The organism is Blautia sp. MSK18_10 (assembly GCF_020553185.1).
Lineage (GTDB): Bacteria > Bacillota > Clostridia > Lachnospirales > Lachnospiraceae > Blautia_A > Blautia_A wexlerae.
Window position 1 is genome coordinate 53,163 of record NZ_JAJCGT010000005.1, and the last position, 17,316, is coordinate 70,478.

The following is a 17,316-nucleotide window of genomic DNA, read 5'->3' on the forward strand; positions in this document are numbered from 1 at the left end:
ACGTATAATAGTTCTTACGTTATAATAGGTAGGAATTTATAGAAGAAACGCGTAACTGTGAAAATACTGAACAGTTACAGAGAAACAGAGGTTATCACGTGAGTAAAAGAGAAGATTATAAACGATTTATCGTATTTTGTCTGGCGAGTCTGGTGGTTCTGGCACAGGCGGCGGTCTTTGCATGGGTGTGGTATTCCGTTTACAGAGGACAGATTGACGAGCCTTTCTGGCGCAAAGGTAACTGGGTACTGATCGCAATCTACGGTCTGATGTTTGCCCTGTTTGCCAAATTGTACGGAGGACTTAAGGTTGGATATCTTAAGAGGATTGATGTATTTTATTCGCTGACACTGGCACTTTTGTGTACCAATGTGGTGGAATATCTGGAGATCACCCTGATCAACAGATGGTTCCTGAGCGTATGGCCTATGATCGAGATGACAGGAATACAGCTGGTGCTGATCATTATCTGGATATTTGGTTCAAGGTATATCTATTCCGGACTTTACCGCGCACGCCGGCTTCTGGTCATTTACGGTGACCGGGATCCAGGGGACGACCTGATCCATAAGATGAATTCCCGAAAGGACAAATATGACATCAGCGGCAAGGTACACATCAGTGTGGGAGAAGAAAAAATCCATCAGATGATGCAGGATTATGACGGCGTGATCATCTGGGATCTGCATTCAACAGAGAGAAACCGTTATCTGAAATACTGTTTTGCACATTCTGTCCGATGCTATGTGAGTCCGAAGATTTCGGACATCATTCTTATGGGAAGTGAACGCATCCATCTTTTTGACACACCGCTTCTGGTATCCAGAAATATGGGACTGGCAGTAGACCAGCGTGCCGCAAAGAGAGTTATGGATATTCTGATCTCAGGGATCGGCATTATAATCACTTCACCGATCATGCTGATCATAGCGATTGCGGTAAAAGCATACGACAGAGGTCCGGTGTTTTATTTTCAGGACCGTCTGACATTGGGTGGAAAGCCCTTTAAGATCTGTAAATTCCGCAGTATGTGCGTAGATTCGGAGAAAAACGGTGCAAGACTGGCATCCAAGCATGATTCCCGTATCACACCGGTAGGTCATGTGCTGAGAAATCTTCATCTGGATGAGCTTCCTCAGCTTTTCAATGTATTTAAGGGAGATATGTCTCTGGTAGGTCCGCGTCCGGAACGTGAAAGTATCATGCTTGAGTATGAGAAAGAGCTTCCGGAATTCTATTATCGTCTGAAAGTTAAAGCAGGTCTTACCGGATATGCGCAGGTCTACGGTAAGTATAATACAACTCCTTATGACAAATTAAAGCTGGATCTGTTTTATATTGAGAATTATTCCTTCCTGCTGGATATCAAGCTGATCTTTATGACAGTTAAAATCTTTTTCCAGAAAGAAGTATCTGAGGGAGTAGATGACAGACAGGTAAATGCGTTGAAGGATTCCGGGAAAAACGCCGGAGTGTCAGAGAATAAAACGGAGGAATGACAATGAATAAACCGCTGGTATCTGTGATCATGCCGGTTTACAACGGAGAAAAATATATTAGAAAGGCTGTGGAATCCGTCTATGAACAGGGAGTTTCGCTGGAACTTCTGGTGATCGATGACGGTTCTACAGACCATACAGAGGAAGTCCTGTCTGCCTATGAGGGCAGAGAGGACTTTCGGTATATTAAGAATGAACAGAATATGGGAGCTGCAGGCTCCAGAAACAGAGGAGTCGGGCTGGCACAGGGAACCTACATTGCTTTTCTGGATGCAGATGACTGGTGGGAGCCAGGCAAGCTGAAAGAACAGCTGAAACGTCTGGAAGAGACAGGATACGTGCTGTGTTCTACAGGGCGGGAACTGATGAAAGCAGACGGAAGCAGTACAGGACGGACAATCCCTGTAAAAGAGAAGATCACCTACAGAGAACTTCTGAAACATAACAGCATCAACTGTTCTTCGGTAATACTCAGAAGGGATGTGGCGCGTGAATTTCCCATGGAGCATGACGACAGCCATGAGGATTATATCACCTGGCTGAAAATCCTGCGAAAATACGGCTGTGCTGCCGGAATCAACAAACCCTATCTGAAATACCGTCTCAGCGAAGGTGGCAAATCCAGAAACAAACTGAAATCAGCAGCCATGACTTACAATGTCTACAGATACGCCGGTTACGGCAGGATCAGAAGCTGTATTTTTTTCTGTTCTTATGCTGTACATGGAATATGGAAATATTGCTACTGTTCACTTCGTTCACAGTAACGTAGCCAAAATTCATTCCAGATTGCCTGCGGCAATGGAATTTTGGCTTGTATGTCTCGGGATTTTGGCATATTCATGCCAAAACACCTCGCGGGATAGTGGTGTGTGAACAGTAACAAAATATTTCCATTGACCGAAATGTTAAGTTTCTATTCCATAAATCGTAAAAATATGTTATGCTTGTTGCAGTAAATATGACTTTGCGGTTAATTGCCCGTTACATTGCTGTGCGTTTTTTGTCTGCCGGTCATCTGAAGAATCTGGCAGAATGGGGTTGTATGTTCACACAGTAGAAGTCAGAAATATGATTAGAGGATAGTACTTAAACATGAAAATAAAAAAAGAGAGAGCGGCGGTGCCGTACTCCTGCCTGATCGATAACATTAAAGTTTTGCTTATCTTTCTGGTAGTATTTAACCATATTATTGCATTTAACCTTGTAAAGGTAGACACTGTAGTGAGATATGTGTGGTATGCGATCACGATTTTTCACATGCCTGCATTTGTTTTTATTTCAGGATATCTGTCAAAGAAACCTCAGAATGTGCTGAAGAATTTTAAGAACCTGCTGATCCCTTATGTTCTGGGATATACCTTAACCTGGTATTCACAGATATGGCTGGGCAGATCTGTAGATTATGAGATACTGCGTCCTACCGGAAGTGTCATGTGGTATATACTGGCACTGTTTATTTACCGTCTTACCATTGAGGCCCTGGGTAAGATCAGATTTATTGTTCCGCTCAGTATCCTGTTCGCATTATGGGCAGGAACCAGACCGGAATTTACCACATTCCTGTCATCATCAAGAATCGTGGTATTTTTCCCGTTCTTTGTTGCGGGGTATCTCTGGAAGAGTGAATATATCACAGCGATCCGTAAATTTAAGGGAAAATGGATCCTGGTGGCAATCTCCGGAGTCCTTTTGTGGGCGATACCGAATTATATGATCCCAAATGAAATGGGAATTGCTATTTTCCGAGGTAATCATGGATATCAGCTCTGTGGCCTGACGGATCCTCAGGGAGTGATCCTCAGACTGCTGATGTATCTGGTATCTTTCGTAGTTGTCTATACGATGCTTGCGTTAGTGCCGGACATCAAACTGCCGCTCACCTATGTGGGACGACATACAATGGGAATTTATTTCTTCCATTATCCGATCATGATCATTATGAATGGTTTATATATCCTGATGCTTCCTGCAATGAACAATGTATGGGTGCTTCTGGGAGTATCACTGGTATTTGTACTTGTGCTGGGAAGTCTGCCTGTGGATCTGCTCTATACGGGTGTTCTGAATCTGATCGCATTTATCCTGATCAAGAAGGATAAGACAGTCAGAGATGAAGGTCTGGAAGAAGAGTATGACAGCGAATATGATGAATATGAACTTCTCAGAAGAAAGAAAGCCATCGCAGAGCTTGCGGCAACGCTTGATTCAGAGAGTGAGCAGGACGGACATGTGGAGAAAGTAAATATGGACGAGGATACACCGGATCATACTTCTTCCGACAGGCATGAAGGCTTCAGCAATGTGGCCGGCATGGAGCTGGAGATTGAAGAGGATAATCTGGATGATATCCCTGATGAACTGATCAAAGGGGAAGAGGAGCTTTCGCTGGAAGACCTGATCCAGGAACTGGAAGCTACTACCAGAACGATGGACGACAATAAAGAACCATAAACACAAAGGAAGAGTTTTGAGATACAAAAACAGTATTTCAAAACTCTTCTTTTTATAAAGTTAATGCGAATTTAACATTTTTGTAACGGACAGGTGACGGAAGTTGGGAAGTATGATATAATCAAAGTATCTATCGTATGGAGGTTACTGTGAACGGAGTGAACAGTAACGTATGGAGCAGGAAAACTGTTCGGCAAAATAAGAATATTTTTTTCAGGGGAGTTATGACGAAAGAATGAAGAGAGTAATCACATATGGCACTTTTGATCTTTTTCATAAAGGCCACTACAATATTATCAAAAGAGCAAAAGCACTTGGTGATTATCTGATCGTAGGTGTCACAAGTGAGAGCTTTGACATTGAGCGGGGCAAACTCAATGTGCGGGACAGCCTCATTAAGAGAATCGAGAATGTGCGAAGGACGGGGCTGGCAGATGAGATCATCATTGAGGAATATCAGGGACAGAAGGTCAATGACATCATTAAGTATGATATTGATGTCCTGGTGGTAGGATCTGACTGGAGAGGGAAATTCGATTACCTTAAGAACTACTGTGATGTAGTTTATCTGGAAAGGACCAAGAATATTTCCAGTACAAAGCTTCGCAGTGAAGGTGTTATCTTTAATATGGGAATCGTGACGGATGACATCCGGGATAATGATTTTGTGGAGGAATCCAAATATGTCAGCGGAGTTCATGTGGAACGTGTATTCAGCGAGGATCACGAGACTGCACAGAGATTCTGTGATAAATATGAGTTAGGTTCCTGCTGGAACAGCTATGATGAATTTCTGGCAGATGTAGATATTGTTTATATCAAGACATCGCTGAACCGGAGAGCTGAATATATTGAGCGAGCGCTGAAAAAAGGAAAATATGTGATCAGTGATTCGCCCATGACACTTTCCTCAGAGAAACTGCGCTACCTGTTTCAGGTGGCAAGGGAGAACAATGTGGTTCTCATTGAACGGACCACACTGGTCTACCTGCGGGCGTTTAATCAGCTGGTATGGCTGGTACACAGTAACCTGGTGGGAGATCTGGTAAGTGTCAAATGTGCAATCTCCCAGGATGATTTCGAGGGCGGCAGGACTTTTAATGAGACGGTCTGCACAGCTATCTGCGCAGTACTGAAACTGCTGGGAAAAAAATGCCAGGATATCAACACCAATGCGGTCCGCAATCAGGAAGGCCGTTTTGTATATGATATGATTTCCATGAAATACGCCGGTGCACTGGCGACTATTGAGATCGGAACAACGGTTGACATTGAGAATGAACTTGTGATCATCGGAAGCAACGGCAGGGTAACTATCCCTAATGACTGGTGGAACACCGGATACTTTGAAGCCAATATTTCAGGAAAAGAATTTCTGAAAAGGTACAGCTTTAACTTCGAGGGAAATGGTTTCCGCTATCTGCTGCAGGAGCTGATGATTATGATCAGAGACAAACGGACAGAATGTACCCGGCTTTTCTATGATGAGTCGGTAAAAATAATAGAAATTTTGGAAACAATCAACAGAAAGGACAATTCATGACGGAGAAACAGAAATACCTCCTGAAGCTTTTCAGGGAGGTTGATGAAATCTGCAGAGAACATAACCTCAGATACGTGTTGGCAGGAGGCTCCCTGATTGGAGCTCTCAGACATGAGGGATTTGTTCCCTGGGATGATGATGTAGACCTTTATATGCCACGTCCGGACTGGGAGAAATTCATAGAGATATGCAAAACAGAACTCCCGCCTGACAGAGAGATACAGTGTTCGGAGGTGGACAGAAACTATACAAATTCATTTCCGCGTTACGCATCCACAAATACCTGTGCCATCCATAAGAGCCAGATTATCGGGAAGGACTGCGGCGGAGAAATCATAGACATTCTTACACTGGATCCTATTCCGGCTGACGACAAAGAATACGAGAAATATAGAACACACATGATGATCTACTCAGATCTTATCAATATTTCTGTAGGCTACAGCGACCGCTGGGAGATACCTGCATCCATGTATCTGAAGTATCTTTTTTCTTATATTTTTCTTGGCAAAAAAAGGACACTGGCAAAGCTTGAGAAGATCATGTTCTCTTATAAAGAAGAGGAATGTGACCGTTATGCCATGCGCTGGGGCGGCTGCCCGTTTCTTTTTGATAAGGATATGATGTTCCCTGTAAAGGAGGGCATCTTTGAGGGAAAAAAGGCAATGATCCCAAATAAGTGCAGTGACTATCTGATCTGGCATTATGGAGACGAGTGGTCATATATGCCTCCTCATGATAAGAGGGAGGGTCATGTAGCAGTGTGTGTAGATGATCTTCCTTATCAGGAGCTACGTGAAGAATACATGCCGAAGATCAATAAGGAAAGATTGCGCTGGGACAGTGTGTTCCGAAAGTTCTACAATATGCGCATTGCGAAAAAAAACCATAAGGTCCGCCAGGATGGGCTTGCAATGAAAGCCCGCGCTGTTGCACTGGACCTGCAGAGAGCGATCGATGAATCAGGACTTAAGATCAGAGAGCTGGTGGAAAGCAGATCTTTCCGTAAGCTGAGTGCACTTTTTGGCTCTTATTATAAGAATCAGCTCAGTGCTGACTTTATCGGAAGAGAAGACTATACCAACATTTATGCTTTTTATCATCCAACACTTGTGGAGATACCTGACGATGTATTCTATGCGGCAATGCTTACTCTGTTTTATACAGAACGTGTGTCAAAGGCATATCGGATGATGCAGGTCCGTCAGCAGCTTGACCATTTGAGTCCTGAGATGGAGGGACTGAAAGAAGATATTGAGTTTTTCAGGAAAGCTGCGGATCATTATGAATTCCATCGGATAAAGGAGGCAGAACAGATCGTCAATGAGCTTCTGAAGAAATATCCGGGACATCCGGGATTTATGAAATTTAAGTGCAGGTTTCTGATGGAGGATGCGGGAGAGAACCGGGTCGAAGCAGAACGTTTTCTTGATAAGGCTCTTAAGATGTTTCCTGAGGATGGTTATTTCCTGAAATATAAGGCAGATATCTTCTGGATGGATGGCGAGATGCAGAAAGCGGCAGAGCTTTATCTTCAGGTAAAGAATAAGACAACTAACGGAATTGTATGGATGGAGATGGACAGATTCTTCAGAGGATACAAATCTGAAATCCTGAAAAGCTGTGAAGAGCTTATTGCAAACCACAACAAGAAGGAGGCTCTCGCATTGATGGAGCTGTGGAGTCGTCTGATACCTGAGGATGATGATATCCAGGGAGCATTATATCTGGCAAAAACAGTGTGTGCACGTACGCAGAGCGAGATAGAGAAAGAAATCGGTGAAATCCGGGCTGTGATCGGTACACAGATGATCACGCCAGTCAGTGTGGAGAAAAATCCGGGAAAAAGCAGAAAACAGATAAAATCAGATAGAACATCAGATGAAACATCGGCTGATGATGTGAATAAAAAAGTATCAGATCCGTCAGCAGAAACTGAAGAAGTTAAAGCGCCGGCGGATATACAGGTTAAAGTTTCAGAAGAACATAAGATGTACAGGAAAGCTCTTACAAGAGCATGGAAGCGGCTGGGGTATTCCGATGAGCTTGCAGAACTGCGCACCCAGATCATCTGTACAGGTGAGGAGAGCGAACTGGAGTGGCTTGCAGAACAGGTACGAAACCGTCAGTTCCGCAGAGAAGAGAAAGCCTGCGCTTATAAGCTGGTGGGTGATGTCAGGATGAAACAGGGACAGACCAGGGAGGCTTTTGCAAATTATAGGAAAGCACTGGAATATGAGATGCCTTCTTATGTAAGAACAGAGCTGTACCGTATTTTTATCAATGATCTGAACGATGGCAGCAGACAGGCGAAAAGCTTTGGAAAGAAGACGGATATTACAGTTGTGCTTGATAAATGGCTTGATAAATATGAAAGTATTGAAGATATTAAGAAGATCGTGCAGACTGTAACTGTTAAGTGACATCAATAGAAATGGAGTAAAGAGTTGAACAAAAAACAAAAGGTGATTTTATCATTATTACAGGAAATCGATGAAATATGCCGCCGGAATAAAATAGAATATTACCTCTCTCCACGACTGACACTCTGCGCAGTGGAAGGGCATCCTTTCCCACAGAATCCCATGTTTGGAGTTGTGCTGATGAAAACAGCGGATATGGAACGGTTCCGTCTGGCTGTGGATGAAGATCCAAGGGAAAAGAGAGCACTGGAATCCATGAAGAGCCACAAATGGTTCTCAGGATTTTATCTGAGATACACCAATACAGATACTCTGTGCCTGAATCTGGACAACACCAGAGACTACGCATTCCCGGGAATAGGAGTCAATATTTTTCCGCTCAGAACGCCGGCAGCTTCTGTAAAAGCAGAACGCAGATTATCCAGAGATGAGAATGCATGGACAGAGCTCTGTCATATCAATTATGCAGATAGAAATTTCAGGAGCAGGGTGAACCGTACAATTATGCGGCTGCAGTGCATGATAACCGGACGCCAGGGACAGGCTGCACATTTGTATGACAGACTTGTCAGATCCTGCCAGCAGCCCGGAGTAAATAAATATATCCTCAAAAGAAGAAAACAGACTACCGTTTTCCCTGCAGAAATTTTTGCGGAGAGTAGACGTGTCACTCTGGAAGGTGCAGAACTCCAGGTTCCGGCAAAAACCGCAGAGTATCTTACCATAAGCTATGGAAAGAATTATAAAGATGCAAAGGAACCCCGCTATGTGACACCCATTGCGCTGGTGGTCAGTGCGAGGGTAAGCTATACACAGTTCTGGAAAGAATCCGGAAACTTTGAGAAATACTGTAAAGAGCGAATGAAAAATGCCCGCAAACTTGCCAGAAGCAGGCGGCACAAAGACTACTTCAATGAATGCTGGGATTATGTAGAGTTCTGTGGGGAGCGCATGAATCTGAGTGTTTCCTATGAGAAGCAGAAAGACTACATTAAGAACTTGTATAAGAATGAAGATTATATGACACTTGAGAGGGTATTTCGTCCCTATTTCAAGATGATGCAGAAGAGTCTGCAGAAGAATGAACTCTTTGCAGAGGACGAAGAGATTTTTGACATTTATGTAGACGTACTGGAGAAAACAGGAAAGACAGTACAGAGAAGTAAGATCGGCACGCTGATCTGACGGGAGGGAACATGAAACTTTCAGATTATATTGTTACGTTTTTGCAGAAAAAAGGAATCCGCCATTTCTTCGGCTATCAGGGAACCATGATCGCACATCTGGTAGACTCCATTGAGAGAAATCCGGAGACAGAGAATCATTCCGGTTACAATGAACAGGGGGCAGCTTTTGCAGCCTGCGGATACGCACAGGCGAAGGAAGAATGTGCCTGCGCCTATGCTACCAGCGGACCGGGAGCCATCAATCTTCTGAGTGGTGTGGCAGATGCCTATTATGATTCCCTGCCTGTGATCTTTCTCACAGGACAGCTGAACACTTATGAGTATTCAGGGATTAAGGGGCTGCGTCAGCAGGGATTCCAGGAGACAGATATTGTGGCAATGGCGAAACCGATTACCAAATATGCTGTTCAGATACGAAACCCTGAGGACATTGTGGAGGAATTAAATAAAGCATACCATATTGCAACCACAGGACGCAGAGGACCGGTGCTCATCGATCTTCCCATGAATATCCAGAGAAGTGAAGTGGAGAATCCGGTCTATGACATGACTTTTGAGGACAAACATACAGATGCAGCTGCAGCACAGCAGGCGGCAGATACGATTCTGGAAGCACTGGAACAGGCAAAACGTCCGGTGATCATGCTGGGCCATGGCGTGGACAGCAGCTTCAGCCAGCAGAAACTGATCCGCTTTGCACAGAAGAGACAGATTCCGATCATCACCAGCGTTCTGGCGAAATCAGTTCTGGGATACGACCATCCGCTGAATTTCGGGTGCATCGGCGGTGCCTATGGACACCGTTATGCAAATATGATCGCCAATGCAAAAAGCGATCTGCTTCTCTGCTTTGGCATTTCTCTGTGTACCAGGCAGATCGGAACCAAAGTACATGAATTTGCCAGAGGTGCAAAGATCATACGTATAGATATTGATCCATACAATCTTCAGAGAGATATCCATGAGAATGGTATCAATGAAGTGAAGCTGCAGGCAGAGACAGGTGCAGTAATCGATTGTCTTGCAAAAGCAGCAGCTCCGGATACAGAGGGGATCAGTGACTGGCTGAATGTCTGCACAGAGATTAAGGAAAATCTTCAGGCAGTTGATGATGCCACGCCGGAAAGATATCCGAACCGTATGATCGCAGACCTCAGTGATATGCTGGAGGATACCTCCGCGATCGCAGTGGATGTAGGACAGCATATGGTGTGGAGTTACCAGTCATTCAAGAATCATGAAGGACAGAAACTTCTCTTCTCCGGCGGACATGGAGCTATGGGCTACGGGCTTCCGGCAGCTATCGGAGCGTATTATGCAACCGGAAAACCGACCGCCTGCATCTGCGGAGACGGTGCACTCCAAATGAATATCCAGGAACTGGAGTGGGTGAAGAGAGAGAATCTTCCTGTTAAGATCATGGTTATGAATAATGAAGCACTTGGCATGATCCGTCACCTGCAGAGAGATTATTTTGACTGTCTGTTCGCAGGAACCACAGACGGCTGCGGTTTTGCTTCCTGTAATTTCGCAGAGGTGGCAAAGGCTTACGGCATTCCCGCACTGAGAATGCTCTGCGATGCAGTCAGAGAAGAAGCACCGGAATTTCTGGAAGGGGAAGGTCCGAAACTTCTGGAAGTTATGCTGGAGCATGGAACTTTTGCATATCCCAAGACCTGTCTGGGTGAACCGATCCATAATCAGCAGCCATATGCACCGAAGGAAGTTTATGACAGACTGATGGAATTGTAGGAGTGAAGAATATATTTCGGTAATGTGGAATATATAATTATAGAAGGAATTTTTTTGCAGGCAGTCCGTTTTATGGAAGTGGGGAGACTCCCGCATGACAGAGAACAGATCTGTCTGTATTATAGATGAATAAAAAGAGGGAATATAAAATGAGCAAGGTAACAGTGATCACAGGCGGCACCTCCGGAATCGGACGCGGTATTGTGGAGAAGATACTAGCAAACTCAGCAGAAGATGATCTGATCTTTGCCACTTACGCTCACAATGCATATAAAGCCAATGAATTCTGGGACAGCCTGAAACCGGAAGACCAGGAGAAGCTTATTATTCTGAAAGCGGACATGTCTTCCTATGACGATATGATGAATTTCGTCGGAGAAGTAAAAGAGAAAGCAGGACACGTAGACTGGCTGATCAGCAATGCGGGAATCAGCACTTACGATAAATTTCAGGATTACACTTTCGAGGAATGGAATAAGATCGTAAATACCAACCTGTCTGTACCTGTATTTATGGTCAAAGAATTTATGCCTGTTATGACAGAGGGCGGAAGAGTACTCTTCATGGGTTCCTATGCAGGGCAGCAGGCATACTCCTCCTCTTTGGTATACGGCGTGACCAAGGCTGCCATCCACTTCCTTACCAAATCGCTGGTAAAGGAATTTGAGCCAAAAGGCATCACAGTCAATGCCATTGCCCCCGGTTTCATCCAGACGCCCTGGCATGAGAACCGCACACCGGAAAGCTACGAACGCATCAACCGCAAGATCGCACTGCACAGATTCGGTGAGATCAAAGACGTGGCAGATATGGCGTACAGTATACTTACCAATAACTACATGAATGGAAGTATTGTAGATATCCATGGAGGATATGATTACTTCTGATAAAGTTCAACAGAAGAAAAATATTTCTGGAGAGCTAGAGCGTGTCTGAAAAAGGCTTTCTGCAAGATGTGCGTCACAATTTGTGGGATATTTTGCCCGGATGAGGGCGCCGTAGCGGGCTACGGCAACTGAATTCGGGTGAAATATCCCGCAAAGTGGGGCGTGTAGATTGCGGGAATGATTTTTCAGACACACTCTATGGCAGATTGAAGAAAAGGATATGGGTATTTTCAGAAGAAATACCATACGGCGTCGGATAGCTGCGTTTCCTGTAAAAAATATGCGATGAAATATAGGCATAAATAATAAGAAAAGACTTGACTTAGGCATGCCATGTGTGATAAACTTGACAAGCGACATGGAAGTTAGGTCTTTTTTTTATGCCCGAAAAGATGACGGATACATCGTCCGGCATGAGGAAAATGACCATGCAAATGAAAACACTGGAGGTGGAAGTTGTGCGCGTTAAGATTACATTAGCATGTACCGAGTGCAAGCAGCGTAACTACAATATGACTAAGGAGAAAAAGAACCATCCTGAGAGAATGGAAACTCAGAAATATTGTAAGTTCTGCCGCAAACACACTCTGCATAAGGAAACAAAGTAATCCAAGGTAACTGGACGAAACAGTTACTCACAGAGAATTGTGAGGTCAGGCTATGCAAGGAAATGAAAAATCTGCTGGCAAGAGCCAGAAGAAGAGTTGGTTTCAGGGACTTCAGTCAGAATTCAGGAAGATTGTCTGGACAGACCGCAATGAACTGATTAAGCAGACTATCGTGGTAGTTTGCGTGTCGATCGTGCTTTGCGTACTGATCAGCGTCATGGATTCATTTATTCTCGAAGGCATTAATCTTTTAATGAAATAAGGATAAGGTGATTGTATGTCAGAAGCGAAATGGTATGTTGTTCATACTTATTCCGGGTATGAGAACAAAGTAAAAGTCGATATTGAAAAAACCATCGAAAACAGACACCTGGAAGACCAGATCCTTGAAGTTCGTGTTCCGCTGCAGGAAGTGGCTGAGCTGAAAAACGGGGCTCTGAAACAGGTTCAGAAGAAAATGTTTCCTGGCTATGTACTTCTCAACATGGTTATGAATGACGATACATGGTATGTTGTCCGTAACACCAGAGGTGTGACAGGCTTCGTTGGACCAGGGTCCAAGCCGGTACCGTTGACCGAGGAAGAGATGCTTCCTCTTGGTATCAAGAAAGAGGAAATTCAGGTCGATTTCGCAGAGGGTGATACAGTTGTTGTCACAGGCGGTGCCTGGAAAGATACCGTTGGTGTTATCACTGCCCTTAATGTGCAGAAACAGACAGCAACGATCAATGTTGAACTTTTCGGCCGCGAAACGCCGGTAGAAATTAGTTTCGCAGAAATCAAACAGATGTAACAAGCAAAGGTAACAATATCGTGGGAGGGACCATAAACCCCCGCCAATACCACATAGGAGGTGCCGAAAAATGGCAAAGAAAGTAACAGGATATATCAAATTACAGATTCCGGCTGGTAAAGCAACTCCAGCACCACCTGTAGGTCCAGCTCTTGGACAGCACGGTGTAAATATCGTTCAGTTCACAAAAGAGTTCAATGCAAGAACAGCAGATCAGGGAGACTTAATCATTCCTGTAGTTATCACTGTTTATGCAGACAGAAGTTTCAGCTTCATAACCAAAACTCCGCCGGCTGCAGTTCTTCTTAAGAAAGCTGCTAAGATCAAATCCGGTTCCGGCGTACCGAACAAAACAAAAGTTGCTAAGGTTACTAAAGCTCAGGTTCAGGAAATCGCTGAACTTAAGATGAAAGACTTAAATGCAGCATCCCTCGAAGCAGCTATGAGCATGATCGCTGGTACTGCAAGAAGTATGGGAATCGAAGTAGTTGATTAATTTTATTATTAAATAGTAAGTGGGAGGGCGTTCCCCGCAAATACCACAGGAGGTTATAGAAATGAAACGAGGAAAGAAATACGTGGAAGCTGCTAAAGCAGTAGACCGCGCTACATTATATGATACCGCAGAAGCTATCAGCTTAGTTAAAAAAGCTGCAGTTGCTAAATTTGACGAAACTATCGAAGTTCATATCCGTACAGGCTGCGATGGACGTCATGCAGACCAGCAGATCCGTGGTGCAGTAGTTCTGCCACATGGTACTGGTAAAAAAGTTCGTGTTTTAGTATTCGCTAAAGATGCTAAAGCTGAAGAAGCAAAAGCAGCAGGTGCTGAATTCGTAGGAGCTGAGGATCTTATTCCGAAGATCCAGAACGAAGGATGGTTAGACTTTGACGTTGTTGTTGCAACTCCAGATATGATGGGTGTTGTAGGTCGTCTTGGTCGTGTACTTGGACCGAAAGGTTTAATGCCAAACCCGAAAGCTGGTACAGTAACAATGGACGTTACTAAAGCAGTTCACGATATCAAAGCAGGTAAGATTGAGTACCGTCTTGATAAAACCAACATCATTCATGTTCCGGTTGGTAAAGCATCCTTTACAGAGGAACAGTTAAGCGACAACTTCCAGACGCTGATCGATGCTATCGTTAAGGCTAGACCAAGCACACTGAAAGGTCAGTATTTAAAGAGCGTTGTTATTACTCCGACAATGGGACCTGGTGTGAAGATCAACCCGATGAAATTAGCATAATAGATTTTAGCAATTTAAGACTCTCGGAGATGCTCCGGGGGTCTTTTTGCGTTTCTTTTTGGGGGTGGCGGGTATGGGGACGCACAGGAAAATATTTGTTTTCTGATACGGCTGCGGAGGCAGGAATACTAAGCTTCCGGAAATTTGCTAAAACCATGCCGGAAAAATTCAAACTCGCTTCGCTCAGACAGTGAATTTTTCCGGCATAACGCAAATTCCCGGAAGCTAAGTATTGCTACACCTCCTGTAGATGTATCAGAAAACAAATATTTTCCTGCGCTGTACAATGGTTTCGCGGGCGGGGGAAAACGGAAAGGTATTGGATATAGGGAGAAAGATACAATGTATGGGTGTGCAGGAATGGAAGATTACAGGATTTGGTAAGGGTGTGTTATAGTAGGGGGATGAATTAGAGATTTGTTAGATATATTTTTTCTGAGCAATGTTATAGAGGCAGACAGGAGGCGTTATTGTGGCTGGCAGGAGACAGAAAAAGAGCGGTGGAAGAAGTTATGCGTGGAGATACCGGGGCAGGATTGTGGCTTGTGTGTTTGTTGAGGTGATCATTATCTGTGCGCTGGTTATCATGATCGGATGGAATAAGGGCGTGAAGGAGTGGTTTGAGCAGTTTGAGCAGCCGGTTCTGAAGGAAGTGGATATCAGTGGTATCAACAGTCCGAATGCAATCCTGATGCAGGCCAGGGGAGGTAAGATTCTGGGTGAGATTAACGGGGAGGCTCAGATTTATCCGGCTTCTATGACGAAGATTATGACTGTGATACTGGGGATTGAGAATTTTGATGATCTGGATGAGAAGATTACTCTGACGAATGAGATGTTCTCCGGATTGTATGAGCAGGATGCTACACAGGCAGGTTTTCAGCCGGGGGAAGAGGTCCGGGTGATTGATCTTCTCTATGGTGCGATGTTGCCTTCGGGGGCAGAGTGCTGTATTGCGCTGGCAGATACGATCAGTGGTTCAGAGGCGGATTTTGCGGAGCTGATGAATAAGAAAGCAAGGAAGCTTGGAATGGAGAATACTCATTTCTGTGATTCTACAGGACTGCATAACCCGGATCATTACAGTACGGTTAAGGATATTGCTGTTTTGATGAAGTATTGCATTAAGAATGATACGTTTCGTGAGATTGTGGAGACCTCCAGACATTCTACCGGAGTTACAAATATCCACCCGGATGGAATTACTTACTACAGTACAATGTTTAAAAATCTGTCTGATCCGACAGTCACAGGTGGAAAAATCCTCGGTGGCAAGACCGGCTATACCAGTGAGGCAGGGCACTGTCTGGTGAGTTTTGCGGAGATTGAGGGCAGGGAATATATCTTTGTTTCCGCAGGTGCTTCAGGAGCAGATGGAAATACGATTCCGCATATTCAGGATGCTGTGACTGTTTATAACAGGGTTGGTGCGGCGGTTGAGGCGAAGATGAATGATAATAATAAATAAAATCTCCCACAAATTGTGACGCACATCTTGTGGGGAGCATTTTCGTTACTGTTCACTGGTAATATCCCGCGAGGTGTTTTTTGTGAGCAAAGATCACAGAAAACCCGAGACATACCGCGCGAATTTATGCGATCAGCATAAATTCTGTGCATCGCGAAGCGTGTTACTGCGAACGGAGTGAACAGTAACGCATTTTCCAAATACACTCTAATGTTTATAGATTTTTATAGACATATTTTTATGTATGTGATATAATCAATCACATACAAAAGAACGATACGGGCTACAGAGGAGGTGAAAGTGGTGACAGACAGACAAATACTGGAAGCTGTTTTGACAGAGGTCAGAGGATTTGGAACGCGAATGGATAAATTTGAAAGTCGAATGGATGGATTCGAAAGCCGAATGGACCGAATGGAAGAGCGTCAGAAGCGTTTTGAAGAAGAGACCAGAAATAACTTTGCAGATATCAAACTGCATTTGGAGAACATAACGGATAGGAATATTTCTATCCTTGCAGAGAATCATCTGAATCTTATCAATAAGATGGATGTGTCGGCTACCTGGATGAACAGGATTATGATTAATGAGGTTAAGATGAATGCTTTGACAGATCAGGTTGCCAGACTTCAGGCGAAATCCAGTTAAGCTTCCAGTGATGAAAATACGAACGGATAAAAAGGGAGAACCATTGAGGTTCTCCCTTTAAAAGGTTTATTTTATGCGATTTTCCGATAGAATTATTCTCCGAAGTATCTCTTAAGAAGACCTGCGAATGCTTTTCCGTGTCTTGCTTCGTCTCTTGCCATTTCATGAACTGTATCATGGATAGCGTCAAGGTTAGCAGCTTTTGCACGTTTGGCAAGGTCTGTTTTACCAGCTGTAGCACCGTTCTCGGCTTCTACACGCATCTGAAGGTTTTTCTTTGTGCTGTCTGTTACAACTTCACCTAATAATTCAGCGAATTTAGCAGCATGTTCTGCTTCTTCATAAGCTGCTTTTTCATAGTATAAACCGATTTCCGGATATCCTTCTCTGTGAGCAACTCTTGCCATTGCAAGATACATACCAACTTCAGAGCATTCACCCTGGAAGTTTGCTCTTAAATCAGCCATGATGTCTTCGCTGGATCCCTGAGCAACACCTACAACGTGTTCAGCAGCCCATGACATTTCGCCATCCTGCTTTACGAATTTATCAGCCGGTGCCTTACATACAGGACAGGCTTCCGGAGCTTTCTCACCTTCATAAACATAACCACATACACTACATACCCATTTTGTCATAATTAAAATCTCCTTTTCTTTTTAATGAATTTATTAGGGATGCCAGAAAATAAATTGATTATCTCAGCATCGTTTAGTTCTTACTGCTTTCCGTCTGTGCGGTAGAAAAAGTAAATTTTTAATAATAGTAATTATTACTGTTTTCTGTGATTTAAGATTACCATAC

Annotated in this window: 17 protein-coding genes and 1 pseudogene; 16 read left to right on the forward strand and 2 right to left on the reverse strand. The window is 43.9% G+C overall.

Features of this window, described 5'->3' with window-relative positions:
* The first annotated feature begins 98 nt into the window (after positions 1–98).
* From LI074_RS03990 to LI074_RS04025, 8 genes are all read left to right on the forward strand, one after another.
* Positions 99–1,499 (forward strand): exopolysaccharide biosynthesis polyprenyl glycosylphosphotransferase, encoded by a 1,401-nt coding sequence (locus LI074_RS03990; RefSeq protein WP_022380407.1) that lies wholly within the window; start codon positions 99–101, stop codon positions 1,497–1,499.
* A gap of 2 nt (positions 1,500–1,501) precedes the next feature.
* Positions 1,502–2,266 (forward strand): glycosyltransferase family 2 protein, encoded by a 765-nt coding sequence (locus LI074_RS03995; protein WP_022380408.1) that lies wholly within the window; start codon positions 1,502–1,504, stop codon positions 2,264–2,266.
* Between the two features lie 328 nt (positions 2,267–2,594).
* Positions 2,595–3,953, forward strand: a complete 1,359-nt coding sequence (locus LI074_RS04000) for an acyltransferase family protein (RefSeq protein ID WP_118759331.1) — start codon at positions 2,595–2,597, stop codon at positions 3,951–3,953.
* Positions 3,954–4,188: 235 nt separating this feature from the next.
* Positions 4,189–5,496: an adenylyltransferase/cytidyltransferase family protein gene (locus LI074_RS04005; protein ID WP_118341630.1), complete on the forward strand. Its 1,308-nt coding sequence runs from the start codon at positions 4,189–4,191 to the stop codon at positions 5,494–5,496.
* Positions 5,493–7,919, forward strand: a complete 2,427-nt coding sequence (locus LI074_RS04010; protein ID WP_173697780.1) for a LicD family protein — start codon at positions 5,493–5,495, stop codon at positions 7,917–7,919. Before LI074_RS04005 ends, LI074_RS04010 begins: the two co-directional genes overlap by 4 nt.
* A gap of 24 nt (positions 7,920–7,943) precedes the next feature.
* A complete protein-coding gene (locus tag LI074_RS04015) occupies positions 7,944–9,104 on the forward strand; it encodes a LicD family protein (protein WP_173697781.1) in 1,161 nt (386 codons plus the stop codon).
* Positions 9,105–9,115: 11 nt separating this feature from the next.
* Positions 9,116–10,858: a thiamine pyrophosphate-binding protein gene (locus tag LI074_RS04020; RefSeq protein ID WP_008705384.1), complete on the forward strand. Its 1,743-nt coding sequence runs from the start codon at positions 9,116–9,118 to the stop codon at positions 10,856–10,858.
* A gap of 149 nt (positions 10,859–11,007) precedes the next feature.
* Positions 11,008–11,745 carry an SDR family NAD(P)-dependent oxidoreductase gene (locus LI074_RS04025; protein ID WP_008705382.1) on the forward strand — a complete coding sequence of 246 codons (738 nt, stop codon included), beginning with the start codon at positions 11,008–11,010 and terminating at the stop codon, positions 11,743–11,745.
* An 87-nt stretch (positions 11,746–11,832) separates the two neighbouring features.
* Here LI074_RS04025 and LI074_RS17735 read toward each other — a convergent pair.
* Positions 11,833–12,105: pseudogene (locus LI074_RS17735) on the reverse strand (DUF6783 domain-containing protein); the annotation flags it as partial.
* A gap of 98 nt (positions 12,106–12,203) precedes the next feature.
* On the opposite strand from LI074_RS17735, the gene rpmG reads away from it, so the two are divergent.
* From rpmG to LI074_RS04060, 8 genes are all read left to right on the forward strand, one after another.
* On the forward strand, positions 12,204–12,353 hold the full coding sequence (rpmG, locus tag LI074_RS04030) for a 50S ribosomal protein L33 (protein ID WP_025578252.1): 150 nt from the start codon (positions 12,204–12,206) through the stop codon (positions 12,351–12,353).
* 52 nt (positions 12,354–12,405) lie between these two features.
* Positions 12,406–12,615, forward strand: coding sequence for a preprotein translocase subunit SecE (secE, locus tag LI074_RS04035; RefSeq protein ID WP_008705380.1), 210 nt, complete (start codon positions 12,406–12,408; stop codon positions 12,613–12,615).
* A gap of 15 nt (positions 12,616–12,630) precedes the next feature.
* On the forward strand, positions 12,631–13,146 hold the full coding sequence (nusG, locus tag LI074_RS04040; RefSeq protein ID WP_008705379.1) for a transcription termination/antitermination protein NusG: 516 nt from the start codon (positions 12,631–12,633) through the stop codon (positions 13,144–13,146).
* A 70-nt stretch (positions 13,147–13,216) separates the two neighbouring features.
* On the forward strand, positions 13,217–13,642 hold the full coding sequence (gene rplK, locus LI074_RS04045) for a 50S ribosomal protein L11 (RefSeq protein ID WP_008705378.1): 426 nt from the start codon (positions 13,217–13,219) through the stop codon (positions 13,640–13,642).
* A gap of 61 nt (positions 13,643–13,703) precedes the next feature.
* Positions 13,704–14,396 (forward strand): 50S ribosomal protein L1, encoded by a 693-nt coding sequence (gene rplA / locus LI074_RS04050; protein WP_055200248.1) that lies wholly within the window; start codon positions 13,704–13,706, stop codon positions 14,394–14,396.
* Between the two features lie 472 nt (positions 14,397–14,868).
* A complete protein-coding gene (locus LI074_RS04055; protein ID WP_265107643.1) occupies positions 14,869–15,864 on the forward strand; it encodes a D-alanyl-D-alanine carboxypeptidase family protein in 996 nt (331 codons plus the stop codon).
* Entirely contained in the window at positions 15,861–15,926 is a 66-nt protein-coding gene (locus LI074_RS18100; RefSeq protein ID WP_349826297.1) for a DUF6783 domain-containing protein, read from the forward strand. The genes LI074_RS04055 and LI074_RS18100 overlap by 4 nt, the downstream gene beginning before the upstream one ends.
* A gap of 241 nt (positions 15,927–16,167) precedes the next feature.
* On the forward strand, positions 16,168–16,512 hold the full coding sequence (locus LI074_RS04060) for a hypothetical protein (RefSeq protein ID WP_227295887.1): 345 nt from the start codon (positions 16,168–16,170) through the stop codon (positions 16,510–16,512).
* Between the two features lie 92 nt (positions 16,513–16,604).
* On the opposite strand, the gene LI074_RS04065 is transcribed toward LI074_RS04060, so the two are convergent.
* Positions 16,605–17,150, reverse strand: a complete 546-nt coding sequence (locus LI074_RS04065) for an NADH peroxidase (protein ID WP_008705373.1) — start codon at positions 17,148–17,150, stop codon at positions 16,605–16,607.
* Positions 17,151–17,316: the final 166 nt, after the last annotated feature.